17 protein-coding genes are annotated in these 20,170 nt (G+C 62.4%); 13 read left to right on the top strand and 4 right to left on the bottom strand.

Features of this window, described 5'->3' with window-relative positions; genetic code table 11:
• Positions 1–2 precede the first annotated feature (2 nt).
• The 10 genes from nuoN to menE all read left to right on the top strand — a co-directional run bounded on the left by nuoN (position 3) and on the right by menE (position 11,327).
• Positions 3–1,460 (top strand): NADH-quinone oxidoreductase subunit NuoN, encoded by a 1,458-nt coding sequence (gene nuoN / locus JK232_RS15245; RefSeq protein ID WP_072930519.1) that lies wholly within the window; start codon positions 3–5, stop codon positions 1,458–1,460.
• Positions 1,461–1,642: 182 nt separating this feature from the next.
• Positions 1,643–2,890, top strand: a complete 1,248-nt coding sequence (locus tag JK232_RS15240; protein ID WP_072930516.1) for a VWA domain-containing protein — start codon at positions 1,643–1,645, stop codon at positions 2,888–2,890.
• Between the two features lie 138 nt (positions 2,891–3,028).
• Entirely contained in the window at positions 3,029–3,520 is a 492-nt protein-coding gene (locus JK232_RS15235) for a DUF1097 domain-containing protein (RefSeq protein ID WP_212589366.1), read from the top strand.
• Positions 3,521–3,675: 155 nt separating this feature from the next.
• Positions 3,676–4,044 carry a stress response protein ElaB gene (gene elaB, locus JK232_RS15230; protein ID WP_072930512.1) on the top strand — a complete coding sequence of 123 codons (369 nt, stop codon included), beginning with the start codon at positions 3,676–3,678 and terminating at the stop codon, positions 4,042–4,044.
• 229 nt (positions 4,045–4,273) lie between these two features.
• Positions 4,274–5,584, top strand: coding sequence for an isochorismate synthase MenF (menF, locus tag JK232_RS15225; RefSeq protein ID WP_072930510.1), 1,311 nt, complete (start codon positions 4,274–4,276; stop codon positions 5,582–5,584).
• Between the two features lie 117 nt (positions 5,585–5,701).
• Positions 5,702–7,369 (top strand): 2-succinyl-5-enolpyruvyl-6-hydroxy-3-cyclohexene-1-carboxylic-acid synthase, encoded by a 1,668-nt coding sequence (gene menD / locus JK232_RS15220; RefSeq protein ID WP_212589365.1) that lies wholly within the window; start codon positions 5,702–5,704, stop codon positions 7,367–7,369.
• Complete coding sequence (gene menH, locus JK232_RS15215) at positions 7,366–8,130, top strand: 2-succinyl-6-hydroxy-2,4-cyclohexadiene-1-carboxylate synthase (RefSeq protein WP_212589364.1); 765 nt, start codon at positions 7,366–7,368, stop codon at positions 8,128–8,130. Before menD ends, menH begins: the two co-directional genes overlap by 4 nt.
• Positions 8,131–8,143: 13 nt before the next feature.
• Positions 8,144–9,001, top strand: a complete 858-nt coding sequence (gene menB, locus JK232_RS15210; RefSeq protein ID WP_212589363.1) for a 1,4-dihydroxy-2-naphthoyl-CoA synthase — start codon at positions 8,144–8,146, stop codon at positions 8,999–9,001.
• Entirely contained in the window at positions 9,001–9,963 is a 963-nt protein-coding gene (gene menC / locus JK232_RS15205; RefSeq protein WP_212589362.1) for an o-succinylbenzoate synthase, read from the top strand. Before menB ends, menC begins: the two co-directional genes overlap by 1 nt.
• A complete protein-coding gene (gene menE, locus JK232_RS15200) occupies positions 9,951–11,327 on the top strand; it encodes an o-succinylbenzoate--CoA ligase (protein WP_420847733.1) in 1,377 nt (458 codons plus the stop codon). The genes menC and menE overlap by 13 nt, the downstream gene beginning before the upstream one ends.
• A gap of 39 nt (positions 11,328–11,366) precedes the next feature.
• Here menE and katA read toward each other — a convergent pair whose 3' ends face one another.
• Complete coding sequence (gene katA, locus JK232_RS15195; protein WP_072930498.1) at positions 11,367–12,809, bottom strand: catalase KatA; 1,443 nt, start codon at positions 12,807–12,809, stop codon at positions 11,367–11,369.
• A gap of 317 nt (positions 12,810–13,126) precedes the next feature.
• On the opposite strand from katA, the gene JK232_RS15190 reads away from it, so the two are divergent.
• The 3 genes from JK232_RS15190 to mltB all read left to right on the top strand — a co-directional run bounded on the left by JK232_RS15190 (position 13,127) and on the right by mltB (position 16,166).
• Entirely contained in the window at positions 13,127–13,672 is a 546-nt protein-coding gene (locus JK232_RS15190) for a YfaZ family outer membrane protein (RefSeq protein ID WP_241506080.1), read from the top strand.
• A gap of 130 nt (positions 13,673–13,802) precedes the next feature.
• Entirely contained in the window at positions 13,803–14,993 is a 1,191-nt protein-coding gene (locus JK232_RS15185) for a nicotinamide mononucleotide deamidase-related protein YfaY (RefSeq protein ID WP_072930494.1), read from the top strand.
• Between the two features lie 102 nt (positions 14,994–15,095).
• Positions 15,096–16,166, top strand: a complete 1,071-nt coding sequence (mltB, locus tag JK232_RS15180) for a lytic murein transglycosylase B (protein WP_101828469.1) — start codon at positions 15,096–15,098, stop codon at positions 16,164–16,166.
• 81 nt (positions 16,167–16,247) lie between these two features.
• Here the strand turns inward: mltB and yfaE are convergent, their stop codons facing one another.
• Genes yfaE through nrdA form a run of 3 tightly spaced genes read right to left on the bottom strand, consistent with a single transcriptional unit; the run spans position 16,248 to position 20,000 of the window.
• The gene (gene yfaE, locus JK232_RS15175) at positions 16,248–16,529 is read right to left on the bottom strand and encodes a class I ribonucleotide reductase maintenance protein YfaE (protein WP_072930488.1); all 282 of its coding nucleotides are present in this window, start codon (positions 16,527–16,529) and stop codon (positions 16,248–16,250) included.
• 1 nt (position 16,530) lies between these two features.
• A complete protein-coding gene (nrdB, locus tag JK232_RS15170) occupies positions 16,531–17,661 on the bottom strand; it encodes a class Ia ribonucleoside-diphosphate reductase subunit beta (RefSeq protein WP_072930486.1) in 1,131 nt (376 codons plus the stop codon).
• A gap of 53 nt (positions 17,662–17,714) precedes the next feature.
• Positions 17,715–20,000 (bottom strand): class 1a ribonucleoside-diphosphate reductase subunit alpha, encoded by a 2,286-nt coding sequence (nrdA, locus tag JK232_RS15165; RefSeq protein ID WP_101828468.1) that lies wholly within the window; start codon positions 19,998–20,000, stop codon positions 17,715–17,717.
• Positions 20,001–20,170 lie beyond the last annotated feature (170 nt).

Here is a 20,170-nt window from a genome sequence, read left to right as displayed (position 1 = left end):
CCATGACATTTACTCCTCAACACCTGATCGCACTATTGCCACTATTGATCGTCGGATTGACGGTAGTGGTTGTGATGCTGTGCATTGCGTGGCGACGCGACCACTTTTTCAACGCGACTCTCTCGGTTATCGGGCTGAACCTGGCGTTGCTGTCGCTTTACTTTGTCTGGCAAAACGGCGCGATGGATGTCACGCCGCTGCTGCGCGTGGATGGCTACGCAATGCTCTACACCGGGCTGGTGCTGTTGGCCAGCCTGGCGACCTGCACCTTTGCCTATCCGTGGCTGGCGGGTTACCCGGACAACAAGGAAGAGTTCTACCTGCTGGTGCTGATTGCGGCGATGGGCGGCATTTTGCTGGCCAGCGCCAACCATCTGGCCTCGCTGTTCCTGGGGATTGAGCTGGTTTCGCTGCCGCTGTTTGGCCTGATTGGCTATGCCTACCGGCAGAAACGCTCGCTGGAGGCCAGCATCAAGTACATGCTGCTGTCAGCGGCGGCCTCCTCTTTCCTGCTGTTTGGGATGGCGCTGCTCTATGCCGATTCCGGCGACCTGTCGTTCGTCGGTCTCGGCAAGAGCATCAGTGACAGTATGCTGCACCAGCCGCTGCTGCTGGCAGGCCTGGGCATGATGATTGTCGGCCTCGGCTTCAAACTCTCGCTGGTGCCGTTCCAGCTCTGGACGCCGGATGTCTACCAGGGCGCGCCGGCCCCGGTCTCGACCTTCCTGGCCACCGCCAGCAAGATCGCGATCTTCGCGGTGGTGATGCGCCTGTTCCTGTATGCGCCGGTCACTGACAGCGAAGCCGTGCGTACTGTGCTGGCGATTATCGCCGTCTGCTCGATCCTGTTCGGTAACATCATGGCGGTCAGCCAGAGCAACATCAAACGTCTGCTCGGCTACTCCTCCATCGCCCATCTGGGCTATCTGCTGGTGGCGTTGATTGCCGTGCAGACGCACCAACTGGCGATGGAAACCGTCGGTGTCTATCTGGCGGGTTACCTGTTCAGCAGCCTGGGTGCCTTTGGGGTGGTCAGCCTGATGTCCAGCCCGTACACCGGGCCGGATGCGGAATCCCTGTTCTCTTACCGCGGGCTGTTCTGGCATAAGCCGATCCTTTCTGCGGTGATGACGGTGATGATGCTGTCGCTGGCAGGTATTCCGGTCACGCTGGGCTTCATCGGGAAATTCTTCGTGATTGCGATGGGTGTCAGCGCGCACCTGTGGTGGCTGACCGGCGCAGTGGTGGTGGGCAGTGCGATCGGCCTCTACTACTACTTGCGCGTGACGGTGAGCCTCTACCTCAACGCCCCGGCAGAATTGCAGCGCGACACGCCAACCAACTGGGCGTTTACCGCCGGTGGGGTGGTGGTGCTGATCTCCGCGATTCTGGTGCTGCTGCTCGGGATCTTCCCGCAACCGCTGATTTCGCTGGTGCAGGCCGCGCAGCCGCTGCTGTAAATAACGCGAGAAAACAGAGCCGCCTCCGGGCGGCTTTTTTTATGGCGCAGGGCAGGGGCCGGCGGCGTTTTAACTCATGATTTATGAGTGATTAAACGTTAATGCCTGATCACTGCTTTACAGTAGTACCGGTGTTATTTCCCGGTGCATTGACCGGACATTTTTCTTTAAAGGAGGCAGTTATGCATCTTCAGGCCGGCCAGAATATCGTTTTACCCCACACATCACTCCAGTTAACCCTTGCTTACCCCACGACTGCGGCGTTCACCAGTGAAGTGGATACCTCGGCGTTTTTGCTTACCGCAGACGGCCGCGTCAGGGGCGACGATGACTTCTACTTCTTTAACCACCCAGCCGCAGCGGACGGCAGTTTGCGGCTGGACACGGCGCCCCGGAACAGCCGCATCACGCTGGATCTGGCAAAGGTGCCGGCTGACATCAGCAAAATAGCCATCACGCTGGTGATCGACGGGCCGGACACCCTCGCGCAACTCCAGCAGGTGACCCTGACGGCGGAGCATATCGCGCAGTTCGGGGTGGCGACCGCCGGGCGCACTGAAAAGGCGCTGATTATGGCGGAAATTTACCGCCATGCAGGAAACTGGAAACTCCGGGCGTTGGGGCAGGGCTTTAATGGCGGGCTGGAGCCGCTGGCGGTGCATTATGGCGTTGAGGTTGAACCCGCGGCACCCGTGGTTCAGCCCCCGGCCAGGACGGTCAGCCTGGAGAAAAAGCTACAGGCGCAGGCACCCCGGCTGGTCAGCCTGGCAAAAGAGGCTACGATCAGCCTGAAGAAATATCAGTTACATGACATCCGGGCCAAAGTGGCGTTTGTGCTGGATGCCTCAGGATCGATGAAAGGGCAGTTCAGCAAAGGGAATGTACAGGCAGTGCTTGACCGCATTGCCGTGCTGGCGGTGCAATTTGATGACGATGGCGCAATGGACCTCTGGGGCTTTGCCGAGCGGCACCGGAAATACCCAGATGTGACACTGGCTAATCTTGATGAGTATATTCTGGAGATTCAGGGCACGGCGAAGCGCGCGGCCTGGGAAAACCTGCCCGGCCTGGGCGGCACCAATAACGAGCCGCCGGTGATGGAAGAGATTACCGACACGTTTAAACGCAGCGAATTACCGGTGTTTGTGGTGTTTATTACTGACGGCGGCATCAGCAAGACCCGGGAAATTAAGCAGGCGATCCAGCGGTCAGCCAATTACCCGATATTCTGGAAATTCGTCGGGCTGGGCGGAACGAATTACGGCGTGCTGGAAAAGCTGGATACCTTTACCGATCGGCGGCTGGATAATACCCACTTTTTCGCCATCGACGATTTTGCTGCGATGAAAGACGATCGTTTATATGACCTGCTGCTGACCGAATTTAAACAATGGCACGATGCCGCACAGAATGAACGGATCATCGGCTGAACGCGGCACTGGTTAAGGTGATGTAGATCACATTTTTTCATGCAAGCTACATTTTTTTTAGTATAAAGAGTGATGGAGATCGCGTTTATTTTTTAGCACTCGCGTACACTGCGCGCTTTTCTCTGCGGCAGGTCACTGATGAACGTACTTCTCTCTCTTGCACTGACCACCGGCCTGCTTTCCGGCCTGTGGGCCTGGGTGGCAGTCAGCCTCGGGTTATTGGGCTGGGCCGGGTTTCTGGGCTGTACCGCCTATTTTGCCTGCCCACAGGGCGGCCTGCGCGGGCTGGCGGTTGCCGGGCTGACCACCCTCAGCGGCGTATTCTGGGCACAGGTCATTATGGACGGCACGGCATTGCAACCGGAATGGACGATGCTCGGCTACCTGATGACCGGCGTGGTGTCGTTTCTCATGTGTGTGCAGGCGGCGAACCGCTGGCTTGCCTTTGTGCCGGGCACCTTTATCGGTGCCTGCGCCATGTTTGCCGCCCAGGGCAACTGGCGGCTGGTGCTGCCTTCACTGCTGGTCGGGTTGGTGTTTGGCTACGCGATGAAAAACAGCGGGCTGTGGCTGGCCGCCCGGTCGAAGACAGGTAAAGCCGGCCGGCAACCGGTCACCAAATCCCGCTAAGGTTGTCGCGGGCGGGCTTTCGTCAGGCCACGCCGCGGTGTAAGAAGGTTCTTAAACTGCTGACTCCTCACAAAAACAGACGGCCGCGTTCTGCAAAATGGTGAAAAAGTGACTATGTTTAATAGACCAGTCCTACAAAAACCAAGGAGACACGCATGGTAGATACTACGGAACCACAACAGCCAAAACAGCCGAAACAAAATCCGCAGCCAAAAAAGGCTGAGTTCCAGGAAGACTCCAAAAGCTCCCTGGATGATGATCTGAAAATGCTGTCAGAAACCCTGGAAGAGGTACTGGCCTCCTCCGGCGATAAGTCTGATCAGAAATACATTGAGATCAAACATCGCGCGGAAGAAGCGCTGCATCAGGTGAAAAAGCGCCTGAGCGAAAAGTCAGATGCCTACTACTACAAAGCCAAGCAGGCTGCCTGTACTGCCGACAGCTACGTGCATGACAAACCGTGGCATGCAGTCGGGATGGGCGCAGCGGCCGGGATGATCCTGGGCCTGCTGATGCGTCGTTAACAGGCCAGGCCTTGTTATTGACAGGTATCACGTTAATAACAGGTGCAGCAGGGCCGCCAGCGACAGGCAGTCCGGTGACTGACAGGGTGCACTCAGGTGCACCCTTTTTTGTTGCGCCGCCGCCGGTGACAGACAGTTTTTTTCTCCCGCAGGCCACGTATAATCCCCTACTTTCTCTTTGGTTATTGAGGTTGCGGTGACGATACTTCCCGGATGTCTCCAACAGATCATGGCGGCGCTTGAACAGGCTTTACAGGATGAGGCGCTGTGCCGCGCAACCGGCGTCAGGCAATTGGTGCTGACCTTTTACAGCCCGCAGGATCTGCCGTTGCTGGGCTGGCTGGCGGCCCAGCCGCACTTCCCGAAATTCTACTGGCAACCGCGTGACGGCACCGAAACGGTGGCGGTGTGTGGTCAGGTCGCGCAATTCGACGACCCGGCACAGGCGGGGCAGTTCTTACAACACCATGTGGAAGGGGCAGAGCGGCTGCGCGTCTGGGGCCTGAATGCTTTTGAGGCGGTGCCCCAACCGGGCGGGGCGCAACAGGCCTGCTTGTTTGTTCCGCGCCTGACCTTGCATCAGCAGGCCAACACCCTGACGCTGACCCTTAACCTGGCCGATCCGCACGCCTTACAGGGCGATCTGACACGCGCCGCGGCGTTCCTGCAACAACTCCAACCGGTAGCCATGCTGTCACCGCTGAATCTGACGCTTACCCATGCCTGCCACCAGCCGGATGAAGCGGGGTGGGAAGCGATGCTGCGGCGCGCCCTGGCAGAGATCGCCGACGGTGTGATGGAAAAAGTGGTGCTGGCGCGCAAAACCGTGCTGACTTTCAGCCAGCCGGTGGATGCCTGGCGGATGCTGGCGGCCAGCCGGCAGGTTAATCATCACTGTTACCATTTTCTGATGGCGTTCTCGCCCACGATGGCGTTTCTCAGCGCCAGCCCGGAACGGCTGTTCCTGCGGCAGGGGGATCAGCTCACCACCGAGGCGCTGGCCGGGACGGTGGCAGGCAGTGACGACGACAGCCAGGCCGCGGCACTGGCCGCCTGGCTGATGAAGAGTGAGAAAAACCAGCGTGAAAACTGGCTGGTGGTGGATGACATCTGCCGCCAGTTGCAGGATGAAGCGCACGGGCTGGATGTGATGCCGCCGGAGATTGTCCGCCTGCGCAACGTGCAGCATCTGCGGCGCAGCATCCACGGCCAGTTGCGTGCTGCCAATGACGCCCTCTGCCTGGCGCGGCTGCAACCCACGGCGGCGGTGGCCGGGTTGCCGCGCCGGCCTGCACGGCGGTTTATCCTCAGCCATGAGCCGTTTGCCCGCCACTGGTATGCCGGGTCGGCAGGTTACCTCTCCCGCGGCCAGTCAGAATTTGCGGTGTCACTGCGTTCAGCGTTGCTGGAGGGAAACCAGGTGCACCTCTATGCCGGGGCGGGCATCGTGGCCGGGTCTGACCCGGCGCAGGAGTGGCAGGAGATTGAGAACAAGGCCGCCGGGCTGCGCACCTTGTTACATACGCCCGCCGTCCAATAGCTGCTTTACCCGGTTCAAATCAATAATCGATCCATTGAAAAAAAATATACTCCCCCCGCACGGCCCCGGTTGCCGTGCATAACTGCCCCTCTTCTCCGCACGTTGCATAGGCTTCAGATGTTAACCAGTGAATTTAATCGCCGCTGGGCGACGTTAATCCTTGAGGCGCTGAGCCGCCATCATATCCAGCATGTCTGTATTGCGCCCGGATCGCGTTCTACCCCATTAACCCTGGCGGCAGCGGCCCACCCCCGGTTGCAGTGCCACACCCATTTTGATGAGCGCGGGCTGGGGCATCTGGCCCTGGGGCTGGCGAAAGGCAGCGGGCAGCCGGTGGCCGTGATCGTCACGTCCGGCACCGCGGCCGCCAACCTCTACCCGGCGTTGATTGAGGCCGGGCTGAGCGGCGAGCGGCTGGTAATGCTGACGGCGGATCGCCCGCCGGAGCTGTGGGCGTGCGGCGCAAACCAGGCGATCCGGCAGGAGGGCATGTTCGGCGCGCACCCGGCGGCCGTGCTTAACCTGCCGCGCCCCACACCGGCTATCCCGGCCGCCTGGCTGGTGTCGGCGCTGGATAATGCGATCTCCTCGCTTTCAGGCGGCGCGCTGCACCTGAATTGCCCGTTTGCTGAGCCGCTGTATGGCGAAGACGACGGCGCGCATCAGGCGTGGTCCGCGGCGCTGGGCGACTGGTGGCGCGGGCATGAACCCTGGCTGAGCCAGCCGGCGCAGAGCCGGGTAACGCCTGAGCCTGACTGGCCACACTGGCGGCAGACGCGCGGCGTGGTGCTGGCGGGGCGGCTGAGCGCGCCGGAAGGTGAGGCCGTGGCGCGCTGGGCGGCGGCGCTGGGCTGGCCGCTGCTGGCGGATGTGCAGTCGCAAACCGGCCAGCCGTTGCCCTGCGCGGAACTGTGGCTCGCGACGCCGGAAGCCCAGGCCACGCTGGCCGAAGCGGAACTGGTGGTGCAGTTCGGCAGCAGCCTGACCGGCAAACGGCTGCTGCAATGGCAGGCCACCGCCCGGCCGCCGCACTGGTGGCTGATTGAGGCGCAGCCGGGGCGGCGTGACCCGGCGCACCACCGGGGCCGCCGTATGGTGGCCCCGGTCATGGCGTGGCTGGCGCAGCATCCGCCGCTGGCGCGTCAACCCTGGGCACCGGCGCTGGCCGCCTGCGCCGCGCAGGCACAACAACGGGTGGCGCGTGAGGTCACGTCCTTCGGCGAGGCAATGCTGGCGCACCGGCTGCCGGCACTGCTGCCGGCGAACGGGCAACTTTTTATCGGCAACAGCCTGATCGTGCGGCTGGTGGATGCGCTGGCGCAACTGCCCGCCGGGTATCCGGTGTCCGGCAACCGGGGGGCGAGCGGCATTGACGGCCTGATCTCCACCGCGGCCGGGGTGCAGCGGGCCACCGGTAAACCGACGCTGCTGTTGCTGGGCGACCTCTCTGCCCTGTATGACCTGAACGCGCTGGCGCTGCTGCGCTATACGCCCGCCCCGCTGGTGATCCTGCTGGTCAACAATAATGGCGGGCGCATCTTCTCCTTGCTGCCGACGCCGGAAGCGGTGCGCGAGCAGTTCTACTGTATGCCGCAGCAGGTTTCGTTTAAACCGGCGGCCGCGATGTTTGGCCTGCGTTATGCCTGCCCGGCAGAGTGGCATGAACTGGAGGCGGCGGTGCAGGAGGCGTGGTGCTGGCAGGGCACCACCCTGATTGAAGTCTGTACTGCGCCGGATGCCGGGGCAGAGATGTTGCAGCGCCTGCAACAGGCAGGTGCGACATGAGCCTGGCCTGTCGCGCGTATCCCGCGCATTCCGGCGTTCAACGCCGTCCGTGGCTGGTGTTCCTGCACGGGTTGCTGGGTCGCGGCAGCGAATGGCAGCCGGTGCTGGCCCGGTGCGGTGACTGGCCCTGCCTGACGGTGGATTTGCCGGGGCACGGGGCGTCCGCCGCCATCAGCCCCTCCGGCTTTGCCGCGCTGGACAACCAGTTAACCGCGGTGTTGCGTCAGCAGAACATTGAGCGCTATTGGCTGGTTGGCTACTCGCTGGGCGGCCGTGTGGCGATGTACCACGCCGCCCGGCAGCCTGTCGGGCTGTGTGGGCTGGTGGTGGAGGGCAGCCACCCCGGCTTGCTGCATCCGGCAGAGCGGCTGGCGCGGCTGGTGAGCGATCGCCGCTGGGCGCAGCGTTTCCTGCAGCAGCCGCTGCCGCAGGTGCTGGATGCCTGGTATCGCCAGCCGCTGTTTGCGGAATTGACCGACCCCCAGCGGCAGGGGTTGATTGGCCTGCGCAGCCACAATCAACCGGCTGGGATCGCCCAGATGCTGCTGGCCACCTCGCTTGGCCACCAGCCGCCACTCGATGCCGCATTGCGGCGGTTGCGCCACCCCTTTTATTGCCTGTGCGGTGAGCAGGATGCCCGCTTCCGTGCGCTGGCTGAGACGCGCGGGCTGCCGCTGTCGCTGCTGCCGGGCGGGCACAATGTGCATCATGCGCACCCCGATGACTTCGCCCACCGTCTGTTGTCCCTTATCCGCTGTTAACCAAGGAATAAATATGATCCCTGTAGATGAACATGCCCTGTATGCCCCGGTTGACTGGCGGGATTGCAGCGCCGGTTTTGACGATATCCGTTACCACAAAACCGCTGACGGCATCGCGAAAATCACCATTAACCGCCCGCAGGTGCGCAACGCGTTCCGCCCGCAAACGGTAAAAGAGATGATGCGGGCGCTGGATGATGCGCGCCATGATGAGGGCATCGGCGTGATCATTCTGACCGGTGAAGGCGAAAAAGCGTTCTGCGCCGGGGGCGACCAGAAAGTACGCGGCGACTACGGCGGTTACCGCGATGAAGCCGGTACGCATCACCTGAATGTGCTCGATTTCCAGCGCCAGATCCGCACCTGCCCGAAACCGGTGGTGGCGATGGTGGCGGGCTACGCGATTGGCGGCGGCCATGTGCTGCACATGATGTGTGACCTGACGCTGGCGGCGGAGAATGCCGTATTCGGCCAGACCGGGCCGAAGGTTGGCTCGTTTGACGGCGGCTGGGGGGCTTCCTATATGGCGCGCATCGTCGGGCAGAAAAAGGCGCGTGAAATCTGGTTCCTCTGCCGCCAGTATGGCGCAGCTGAGGCGCTGGAGATGGGGCTGGTGAACCATGTGGTGCCGCTGGCGAGGCTGGAGCGCGAAACCGTGCGCTGGTGTCGGGAGATGCTGCAAAACAGCCCGATGGCGTTGCGCTGCCTGAAGGCAGCGCTGAATGCCGACTGTGACGGGCAGGCCGGGTTGCAGGAGCTGGCGGGCAACGCCACCATGCTGTTCTACATGACGGAAGAGGGGCAGGAGGGGCGCAACGCCTTCAACCAGAAACGCGCGCCGGATTTCAGCAAATTTACCCGGAATCCCTGATGCGCCGCGCGACCCTTTACCGTTACCGGCTGCCGCTGGTGCCGGGCACCGTGCTGCGTGACCGGCGCGTCACTGAACGCGAGGGGCTGCTGGTGCAGCTGTGCCACGGCACGGCCGTGGGCTGGGGCGAAGTGGCCCCGCTGCCGGGCTTCAGCCGGGAAACCCTGGCAGAGGCGCAGGCCGCCGCGCAAACCGGGCTGGCGGCCTGGCGGGCGGGCGGGGCACCCGCACAGAGCGGGCTGCCGTCCGTGGACTGGGGGCTGAGCATCGCGCTGGCTGAACTCACCGGCGCATTGCCGGATGCCGCGGAGTTCACCACGGTGCCGTTATGCCACGGCGACCCGGATGCGCTCTTTACCCGGCTGGCGGGGCAACCCCTGGCGAAGATGAAAGTCGGGCTGTATGAGGCCGTGCGTGACGGCATGTTAGTGACGCTGCTGCTGGAAGCCCTGCCGGATCTGCGCCTGCGGCTGGATGCCAACCGGAGCTGGACGCCGGAAAAAGCGCGCCAGTTCGCCCGCTATGTCGCCCCGGCGCTGCGTGCGCGTATCGCGTTTCTGGAAGAACCGTGCCGCACGCCGCAGGCATCGCGCGCGTTTGCCCAGGAGAGCGGCATCCCGCTCGCCTGGGATGAAACCGTGCGTGACAGCGGGTTTCAGGTGCAGGCCGAACCCGGCCTGGCAGCGCTGGTGATAAAACCCATGCTGATGGGCAGCCTGGCGCAGGTGCAGGCGCGCATCACAGAGGCACAGGCGGCCGGGCTGGCGGTGGTGATAAGCTCCTCGGTGGAGAGCAGCCTGGGGCTGACGCAACTGGCGCGGCTGGCCGCCTGGCTGACGCCCGGCAGCACGCCGGGGCTGGATACGCTCTCCCTGATGGCGGCGCAACTGGTGCGCCCGTGGCCGGGCAGTACGCTGCCGCTGCGGCCTGCTGCCGATCTTCAGGAGGTCTGGTCATGCTGACGACGTGGCCGTGGCAGCACTGGGCGCGGCTGCGGCCCGAACAGCCGGCGTTGCACGGGGAAAGCGAACCCTATAACTGGCGGCAACTCGCCGCCGAACTGGACCGGCGTGCGGCGGGCTATCAGGCGCAGGGGGTGCAGGAGGGGAGCGGCGTGGCGCTGCGCGGTAAAAACAGCCTTGCGCTGCTGCTCGATTATCTGGCGCTGATCCAGTGCGGCGCGCGGGTGCTGGTGCTGAACCCACAACTCCCGGCGGCGCTGCTGGCGCAGTTACTGCCCGGCCTGACGCTGGCGTTTCTGCGCGAGCACGCCGCGCCGGTCACCACCCCGGTGCCGCCGCTCTATCCGCCGCGTCAGGCGCCGGCCCCGTGCCATGTTGCGCCGGTGGCGTTTGCGCCGTCACGGCTCGCGACGCTGACCCTCACCTCCGGCTCCAGCGGGCTGCCGAAAGCGGCGGCGCACAGCCTCGCCGCGCACCTTGCCAGCGCAGCGGGCGTGCTGGCGCGGATCCCTTTCCCGGCTGACGCCTGCTGGCTGCTCTCGCTGCCGCTGTTCCACGTCTCCGGCCAGGGCATTGTCTGGCGCTGGCTGCGCGCCGGGGCGGCGCTGGCGGTCAGGCCGCAGTGGCCGCTGGCCGACGCGCTGGCGGGGTGTACCCACGCCTCGCTGGTGCCGACCCAGCTCTGGCGGCTGCTGGAGCAGGGCCGTGTGCCGGAAACGTTGCGGGCAGTGCTGTTGGGCGGTGCGGCGATTCCGACATCACTGACAGACCGGGCGGAGCAGGCGGGCATCCGCTGCTGGTGCGGCTACGGCATGACGGAGATGGCCTCGACCGTGTGCGCCAAACGTGCCGATGCGCGGCCCGGTGTCGGGCTGCCGCTGGCCGGGTGTGAGATCTCGCTGGTGGATGAGGAAGTGCTGATCCGTGCGCCGGGGCAGGCGGCGGGCTACTGGCGTGACGGCGTGCTGCACCCGCTGGCAGACAGTGAGGGCTGGTACCACAGCCGCGATCGCGGGGTGATGGAGGCGGGCGAGCTGCGCATCCTCGGCCGGCTCGATAATCTGTTTTTCAGCGGGGGCGAAGGCATTCAGCCGGAGGAGATTGAGCGGATACTGGCGCGTCATCCGCAGGTGACGCAGGCGTTTGTGGTGCCGGTAAACGATGTGCAGTTTGGCCAGCGGCCGGTCGCGGTGCTGGAAACGGCCGCCGCGCTGCACCCGGAACAGTTGGCACACTGGCTGGCCCCCCAGGTGCCGCGCTTCCAGTTGCCGGTAGCCTATTACCCGCTGCCGGCGAGTCTGAAGCAGGGCGGGATTAAAATCCCGCGCCATCAGGTGCAACAATGGGTGGCCGCGCAGCCATAAAAAAGGGCCGCATTAGCGGCCCTGTTCACGTCAGCAGGCTTATCTCACCAGATTCAGCGCATCCACGATGCCCTGGCCATACTCCGGGTGCACCTTGAAGAACAGCTCGATCTGGCGCTGGCGGATGTTCTCCGGCACCTGCGCCAGTTCACCGGCGATGCGGGTAAACATCCGCTGGTGCTCCTCGTCGCTCAGCAGGTTATAGAGCGCGCGCGGCTGGCTGTAGTAGTCGTCATCTTCGCGGTGGTTCCAGTGGTCAGCCGCGCCCTCCAGGGAGAGCGGTGGCTCGCTGTAGTCCGGTTGCTCCTGGAACAGGCCGAAGCTGTTCGGCTCATAGGTCGGGCCGTTGTTGCCGCCGTTGCCGTCCACGCGCATTGCGCCGTCGCGGTGGGTGTTATGGAACGGGCAGCGCGGCTGGTTCACCGGGATCTGGTGGTGGTTTACCCCCAGGCGGTAGCGGTGCGCATCACCGTAGGAGAACAACCGCCCCTGCAACATGCGGTCCGGCGAGAAGCCGATGCCCGGCACCACGTTGGCCGGGGTCATCGCCACCTGTTCCACTTCGGCAAAGTAGTTGTCCGGGTTGCGGTTCAGTTCGAACTCCCCGACCTCGATCAGCGGGTAGTCGGCGTGCGGCCACACCTTGGTCAGGTCAAACGGGTTATACGGCACCGCAGAGGCCTCTTTCTCCGGCATAATCTGCACAAACATTGTCCAGCGCGGGAAGTTGCCGCTTTCCACCGCCTCGAACAGGTCACGCTGCGAGCTTTCGCGGTCACGGCCGATCAGTTCAGCGGCTTCGTCATCCATCAGGTTCTCAATCCCCTGTTGGGTGCGGAAGTGGAATTTCACCCAGAACCGTTCGTTGTCATGGTTGATAAAGCTGAAGGTGTGGCTGCCGAAACCGTGCATATGGCGGTAGGAGCGCGGCAGGCCGCGGTCGCTGAAGTCGATGGTCAGCTGGTGCAGCGCTTCCGGCAGGTGCGAGAAGAAATCCCATTTGTAGACCGGGTTGCGCAGGTTGGTGCGCGGGTCACGTTTCACCACGTGGTTCAGGTCAGGGAATTTCAGCGGGTCGCGCAGGTAGAACACCGGTGTGTCGTTGCCGACCAGATCCCAGTTGCCCTCTTCAGTGTAGAAACGCATCGAGAAGCCGCGGATGTCGCGTTCGGCATCGGCACCGCCGCGCTCCCCGGCCACGGTAGAGAAGCGCACAAACATCTCGGTCTGCTTGCCAATCTCCGCAAACAGTTTGGCACGGGTGTAGCGGGTGATGTCATGGGTCACGGTGAAACGGCCATAGGCGGCGGAGCCTTTGGCGTGCATCCGGCGCTCAGGGATGACCTCACGGTCAAAATGCGCCAGCTTCTCCAGGAACCAGACATCCTGGAGCAGCATCGGCCCGCGGCGGCCGGCAGTCATCACATTGTTATTGCTGACAACCGGTGCACCTGCTGCTGTAGTCATAAATTTTTTTGTCATATTCTCTACCTGCTTTTTTTATGCCGGCAACACGCTGCCGGAAAGGGGAAGATCAGAGGCGGTGTGAAAAATGTGCCATGCGCCGTGATCGCCTGGTCACTTTGCGCGCCTATCTTCCCGCGGGTGTTGATCTGCGGCAAATCGGCCTCGGTTATCGTTACTATTGGTTATTTATTCAGTAGTTTACGGCCACATACTCTGTGGGGAATAAGGGAGGGTTACCTGCCGCTTTTATGCGTTAGAACACGGGATTGAGGGGAGAGCGGGTTTACACTCTGCGCCGGGAATGCGCTTTGTTTTACTACTCACAGGAATGAATGATGAAAAAAATGAAAAGTGCCCTGGCCGCCGCGCTGTTACTCAGTGCCGGCGCGGCCCAGGCAGTCAGCGTCAGCGGCCAGGCGGGCCAGCATTACACCAACCTCGGCGTGGGTTTCGGCACCTCGTCACCGGGGCTGGTCACCACCCTGAACTGGGCACACAGCGACAATGACGGCGACATCGCCGGGCTGGGGCTGGGCTTCAACCTGCCGCTGGGGCCGTTTATGGGCACGCTGGGCGGCAAGGCGCTCTACATGGGGCCGAAAGATGGCGAGGAAGGCTATGCACTGGCGGTGGGCGGCGGGCTGGAACTGCCGCTGGGGCGCTACTTTGCGCTGTATGGCGACGGCTACTTCTCGCCGGATTCCCTCTCCAGCGGCATCAATGATTACACCGAGGCCAACGCCGGGCTGCGGCTGAACGTCATCCCGCTGCTTTCGGTGGATCTCGGCTACCGTTACATGGCGATGTCCGGCAAGGATGATCACCGCGACAACGTGGTGGCAGACGGCCCCTACATCGGTGCCAGCCTGAACTTCTGATCCATGCCGTGAAAAACAGGCCGGGCATGTCCCGGCCTGTTCTGTTTCTGTGCCTATTTATCCCCGGTGGATTGTAATCACCGCGCGGGCTTCCTACTCTGTAAAGCATATTAATGCGCAGGAGAGAGAGATGCTTAGGGTTGAGATGCTCAGTACCGGTGATGAAGTGCTGCACGGCCAGATCACCGACACCAATGCCGCCTGGCTGGCGGATACCCTGTTTAACGAAGGATTCCCGCTCACCAGCCGTGAAACGGTAGGCGATGAGCTGTCGGCGCTGGTGGCGGTGTTGCAGGAGCGCAGCCAGATTGCCGATGTGTTGATTGTGAACGGCGGGCTGGGGCCGACCAGTGACGATTTAAGCGCGCTGGCAGCGGCCACGGCGGCCGGGGTGGAGCTGGTGGAACATGCCGGTTGGATCGCCCGTATGGAGGCATTTTTTGCCGGGCGCGGCCGGGAGATGGCCCCGGCGAACCGTAAACAGGCGCTGATCCCGGCCACGGCTGAGATGCTGGACAACCCGGTCGGCACCGCCTGTGGTTTCAGCCTGCGCCTGAACCGCTGTTGGCTGTTCTTTACGCCGGGCGTGCCGTCCGAATTCAAGGTGATGGTGCAGCAGCAGATTGTGCCGCGCCTGCGGCAACAGTTCCCGCAGGCCGAGCCGCCGCTCTGCCTGCGCCTGACCACCTTTGGCCGCGGCGAAAGCGATCTGGCTTCCGAGCTGGACGGCCTGGCGCTGCCGGAAGGCGTGGTGATGGGGTACCGCTCCTCCGCCCCGATTATTGAGCTGAAGCTCACCGGCCCGCGCGCGCAGCAGGCCGCGATGCACCAGGCGTGGGAGCGGGTGCGGGAAGTCGCCGGCGAAAGCACGCTGTTTGAGGGCACCGGCGGCCTGCCGTCACGGCTGGCTGAACAGATGCTGACCCAGGCGCTGCGTGTGTCGCTGAGTGAGCAGTTTACCGCCGGGCTTATCAGCTGGCGGCTACAGGGCGGCGGGGTGCCGCTGGCGGCCGGTGAGGTGTTGCCGGAAAGTGATGACACCCTGGACGCGCTGCTGGGCCGTGCGCAGGATTTGGCTGAGCAGCAGGGCGCACCGCTGGCGCTGGCGGTCGGCTCACTACGGGAGGGCGAAATCAGCCTGGCGCTGCATACCCCGGCCGGCACCCGCGGCCAGACCCTGCGCTACAGCGCGAAACACCACAGCACGGTGCTGCAACAGGAAACCATCGCCATGGTGGCGATGGACATGTTGCGCCGTTACCTCAACGGCTGGCCGCCGGTGGGCCACTACCCGTGGATGACGCGGCTGGCGGAAGTCTGATCGCGCTATTTTTCACGCGGTGCGCCGGTGGCTGTTCCCGGCGCACCGGGCGATGTTTTATGATGTCGCTCTTTTCTTTTTCTCTGGCTGTATGGAAACCTGATGCGTCACCTTGCTGCACTTTTGCCCGTATGTCTTTTGCTCTCCGCCTGTAGCAGTAAACCCAAGCCCGCTGATCTCACTGCCCAGCCGTCGCCGGCTCACAGCGGTTTCCTGCTGGAACCGGCCCACAACATCCACCCGCTGACCGGGGATTTCGCCAACAACCCGGCCACTGAACGCTTCATCGACAAAATGGTGCGCGAGCACGGTTTTGACCGCCAGCAACTGCACGATGTGCTGGCGCAGACCAAACAGCTCGATTACGTGCTGCGTCTGATGAACCAGCAAGCCCCGACGCCCGGCCAGCGCCCCAGCGGCCCGAACGGCGCCTGGCTGCGCTACAGCAAAAAATTCATCACGCCGGATAACGTGCAAAACGGCGTGGTGTTCTGGAACCAGCATGAGCAGGCGCTGCGGCGTGCCTATGCCACCTATGGCGTGCCGCCGGAAATTATCGTCGGCATCATCGGCGTGGAGACGCGCTGGGGCCGGGTGATGGGCAAAACGCGGATCATCGACGCGCTGGCGACGCTGGCCTTCGCCTACCCGCGCCGCGCCGAGTACTTCACCGGCGAGCTGGAAACCTTCCTGCTGATGGCGCGCAGCGAAGGGGATGACCCGCTCTCCCTGCGCGGCTCCTTTGCCGGGGCGATGGGCTACGGCCAGTTTATGCCGTCCTCGTTCAAGGATTACGCGGTGGATTTCAACGGTGACGACCACGTCAACCTGTGGGACCCGGAAGACGCCATCGGCAGCGTTGCCAACTATTTCAAAGCGCACGGCTGGGTGAAAGACCAGACGGTGGCCGTCCCGGCCAGCGGGCAGGCACCGCTGATGCAGCAGGGCTTCACCACCAAATATACCGTGGGCGCGCTGAGCGCTGCCGGGCTGCGGCCGTTAAGCCCGCTGAATGATGACCAGCAGGTGAGCCTGCTGCGTCTGGATGTCGGCACCGGCTACCAGTACTGGTACGGGCTGCCGAACTTCTACGTGATCACCCGTTACAACCACAGCACCCACTACGCGATGGCGGTGTGGCAACTGGGTGTGGCGGTGAGCCGCGCGCGGTAAGTGCCGGAAGGGTAGGATCGCCGGAAGGGTGAAATAAAAAAAACGGGCTGAAAATTCAGCCCGTTTTTTTATGCGCGTCGGTCAGATATCGATCTCAATATCTTCCTGCGGCAGGCAGCAGCAGGGCAGGATCTCGCCCTGCTGGATAAAGGCCAGCGGCGTCTGGTGGTAACTGACGCTGCCTTTGAGCAGCCGCACGCGGCAGGCACCGCAATAGCCTTCGCGGCACTGGTACTCGACCTCAAGCTGGTGGGTTTCCAGCAGCTCCAGCAGGCAACGGTGTTCCGGCGCGCAGGGGAGTTGCGCGCCGCTGCTGCGCAGCAGAATGGTGTGGCCGCCGCGCGTCAGGGAGTCGCCGGCCATATCAGAGCTGGAAGTCGCTCAGGTCGTCGGCATTGACTTCAGAGTCAATCTGGCCGACCAGATAGGAGCTGACTTCCACTTCCTGCGGCGCGACCTGCACGTTGTCCGACACCAGCCAGCTGTTGATCCACGGGATCGGGTTGGAGCGGGTTTTGAACGGCAGATCCAGCCCTACCGCCTGCATACGGATGTTGGTGATGTACTCCACATACTGGCAGAGGATGTCTTTGTTCAGGCCAATCATCGAGCCGTCACGGAACAGGTATTCCGCCCACTCTTTCTCCTGCTGCGCCGCCAGCACGAACAGGTCATAGCTCTGCTGCTGGCACTCTTTGGCGATCTCCGCCATCTCCGGGTCATCCGCGCCGGAGCGCATCAGGTTGATGATGTGCTGGGTGCCGGTCAGGTGCAGCGCCTCATCACGCGCAATCAGGCGGATGATTTTGGCGTTGCCTTCCATCAGCTCGCGCTCGGCGAAGGCAAAGGAGCAGGCAAAGCTGACGTAGAAGCGGATCGCTTCCAGCGCGTTGACGCTCATCACGCAGAGGTAGAGCTTCTTCTTCAGCTCATGCAGGCTCACCTCAATGGTTTCGCCGTTGACCTGGTGGGTGCCTTCACCCAGCAGGTTGTAGTAACCGCTCAGGGTGATCAGCTCATCGTAGTAACCGGAGATGTCCTTGGCGCGCTTCAGGATCTCTTCATTGGTCACGATGTCATCAAACACCAGCGCCGGATCGTTAACGATGTTGCGGATGATGTGGGTGTAAGAGCGCGAGTGGATCGTCTCAGAGAAAGACCAGGTCTCAATCCAGGTTTCCAGCTCCGGGATGGAGATCAGCGGCAGCAGCGCCACGTTCGGGCTGCGCCCCTGGATCGAGTCCAGCAGCGTCTGGTACTTCAGGTTGCTGAGGAAAATGTGCTTCTCATGGTCCGGCAGGGCCTGGAAGTCGATGCGGTCGCGCGAGACGTCCACCTCTTCCGGGCGCCAGAAGAAGGAGAGCTGCTTCTCGATCAGTTTCTCAAAGATCGCGTGTTTCTGCTGGTCAAAGCGGGCAACGTTCACCGGCTGGCCGAAGAACATCGGCTCCAGCAGCTGGTTGTTTTTAGTCTGAGAAAACGTGGTATAGGCCATAATGCAAATCCTGTCTGTCAGCAGGGGCCGGGCATCCACCCGGCCCCGCTGTGTTAAATCTTGCAGGCGCCGCTTTCGCAGCCGTCATCCTGAATCGACGGGGCCAGGTCATCCTGGGCATCTTCCGCGCCATCACGGGTGTTTTGGTAGTAGAGGGTTTTCACGCCGAACTTGTAGGCGGTGAGCAGGTCTTTCAGCAGCTGCTTCATCGGCACCTTGTTGCCCGCGAAACGCGACGGGTCATAGTTGGTGTTGGATGAGATCGCCTGATCGATGAACTTCTGCATCACGCCGACCAGTTGCAGGTAACCGTCATTGTTCGGCATTTCCCACAGCAGCTCATAGGCGTCTTTCAGGCGCTCATACTCCGGCACCACCTGGCGCAGGATGCCGTCTTTCGACTGCTTGATGCTGACGTGGCCGCGCGGCGGCTCAATGCCGTTGGTGGCGTTGGAGATCTGCGACGAGGTCTCGGACGGCATCAGCGCAGAGAGCGTGGAGTTACGCAGGCCGAACTCTTTGATGTCGGCACGCAGGCTGTCCCAGTCGAGGTGCAGCGGCTCGCTGCAGACCGTGTCCAGGTCACGCTTGTAGGTGTCGACCGGCATGATGCCCTGGGCATAGGTGGTTTCGTTGAACCACGGGCAGGCACCTTGCTCTTTCGCCAGGTTGTTCGAGGCTTTCAGCAGGTAGTACTGGATCGCCTCAAAGGTGCGGTGCGTCAGGTTGTTGGCACTGCCGTCAGAGTAACGCACGCCGTTTTTCGCCAGGTAGTAGGCGTAGTTGATGACGCCGATGCCCAGGGTACGGCGGCCCATCGCGCCGCGTTTGGCGGCCGGGATCGGGTAGTCCTGGTAATCCAGCAGCGCATCGAGGGCGCGCACGGCCAGCGTCGCCAGCTCTTCCAGGTCGTCCAGGCTCTCAATCGCGCCCAGGTTGAAGGCGGAGAGGGTGCACAGGGCGATTTCGCCGTTCTCGTCGTTGACGTCTTCCAGCGGTTTGGTCGGCAGCGCAATCTCCAGGCAGAGGTTGGACTGGCGCACCGGGGCGATGGCCGGGTCAAACGGGCTGTGGGTGTTGCAGTGGTCCACGTTCTGGATGTAGATACGGCCGGTGGAGGCGCGCTCCTGCATCATCAGGGAGAACAGCTCGACCGCTTTGATGCGCTGTTTGCGGATGCTCTCATCCTGCTCATATTTGGTGTACAGGCGCTCAAATTCGTCCTGATCGGCGAAGAAGGCGTCATACAGCCCCGGCACGTCAGACGGGCTGAACAGGGTGATGTCTTCGTTTTTCACCAGGCGCTGGTACATCAGCTTGTTGAGCTGCACGCCGTAGTCCATGTGGCGCACGCGGTTGCCTTCCACGCCGCGGTTGTTTTTCAGCACCAGCAGGCTTTCCACTTCCAGGTGCCACATCGGGTAGAACAGGGTGGCCGCACCGCCGCGCACGCCGCCCTGCGAACAGGATTTCACTGCGGTCTGGAAGTGCTTATAGAACGGGATACAGCCGGTGTGGAAGGCTTCGCCGCCACGGATTGGGCTGCCCAGCGCACGGATACGCCCGGCGTTGATGCCGATGCCGGCACGCTGGGAGACATATTTCACAATGGCGCTGGAGGTGGCGTTGATGGAGTCGAGGCTGTCGCCGCACTCAATCAGCACGCAGGAGCTGAACTGACGGGTTGGGGTACGCACGCCGGACATGATCGGGGTCGGCAGTGAGATTTTGAACGTCGAGATCGCATCATAGAAGCGCTTGATGTAATCAAGGCGCGTCTCACGCGGGTAGTTGGAGAACAGGCACGCCGCCACCAGGATGTAGAGGAACTGGGCGCTCTCGTAGATCTCGCCGGTCACACGGTTCTGTACCAGGTACTTGCCTTCAAGCTGCTTCACGGCCGCGTAGGAGAAGCTCATGTCGCGCCAGTGGTCGATAAAGCTGTCCATCTGCTCGAACTCTTCAGCCGTGTAGTCTTCCAGCAGATGTTTATCGTATTTGCCCAGGTCAATCATCCGGCTCACGTGCTCAAGCAGTTTTGGCGGCTCAAACTGGCCGTAAGCTTTCTTGCGCAGGTGGAAAATGGCCAGGCGGGCAGCCAGGTACTGGTAGTCCGGCGCGTCACGCGAGATCAGGTCCGCGGCGGCTTTGATGATGGTTTCATGGATGTCGGCGGTTTTGATGCCGTCATAAAACTGGATGTGGGAACGCAGTTCTACCTGGGAAACGGAGACGTTTTGCAGCCCTTCCGCGGCCCAGTCAATGACACGGTGGATTTTATCAAGATTGATGCGTTCTTTGCGGCCATCACGTTTAGTAACAAGCAGACTCTGGTTCATGGGGTGCGTACCTTAAAGGTTTATAAACGGCCAGCGCCGCACCGCGCAGCACAGTGCGCAGCAGCAAACGAAGTATAGGCAGTTGGTCAGGATATAAACACAATATATTGTGGGTGTCGTCAGTTCGGCTAACAAGATAGTGTCAGTTCAGCGAATTGACAAGGGGACAA

Origin of the sequence: Nissabacter archeti, from assembly GCF_018257325.1 — a bacterium.
Taxonomy (GTDB): Bacteria; Pseudomonadota; Gammaproteobacteria; order Enterobacterales; family Enterobacteriaceae; genus Chimaeribacter; species Chimaeribacter arupi.
Note: the sequence above shows the minus strand (reverse complement) of the source record. Positions and strands in the feature narration are given on the sequence as shown.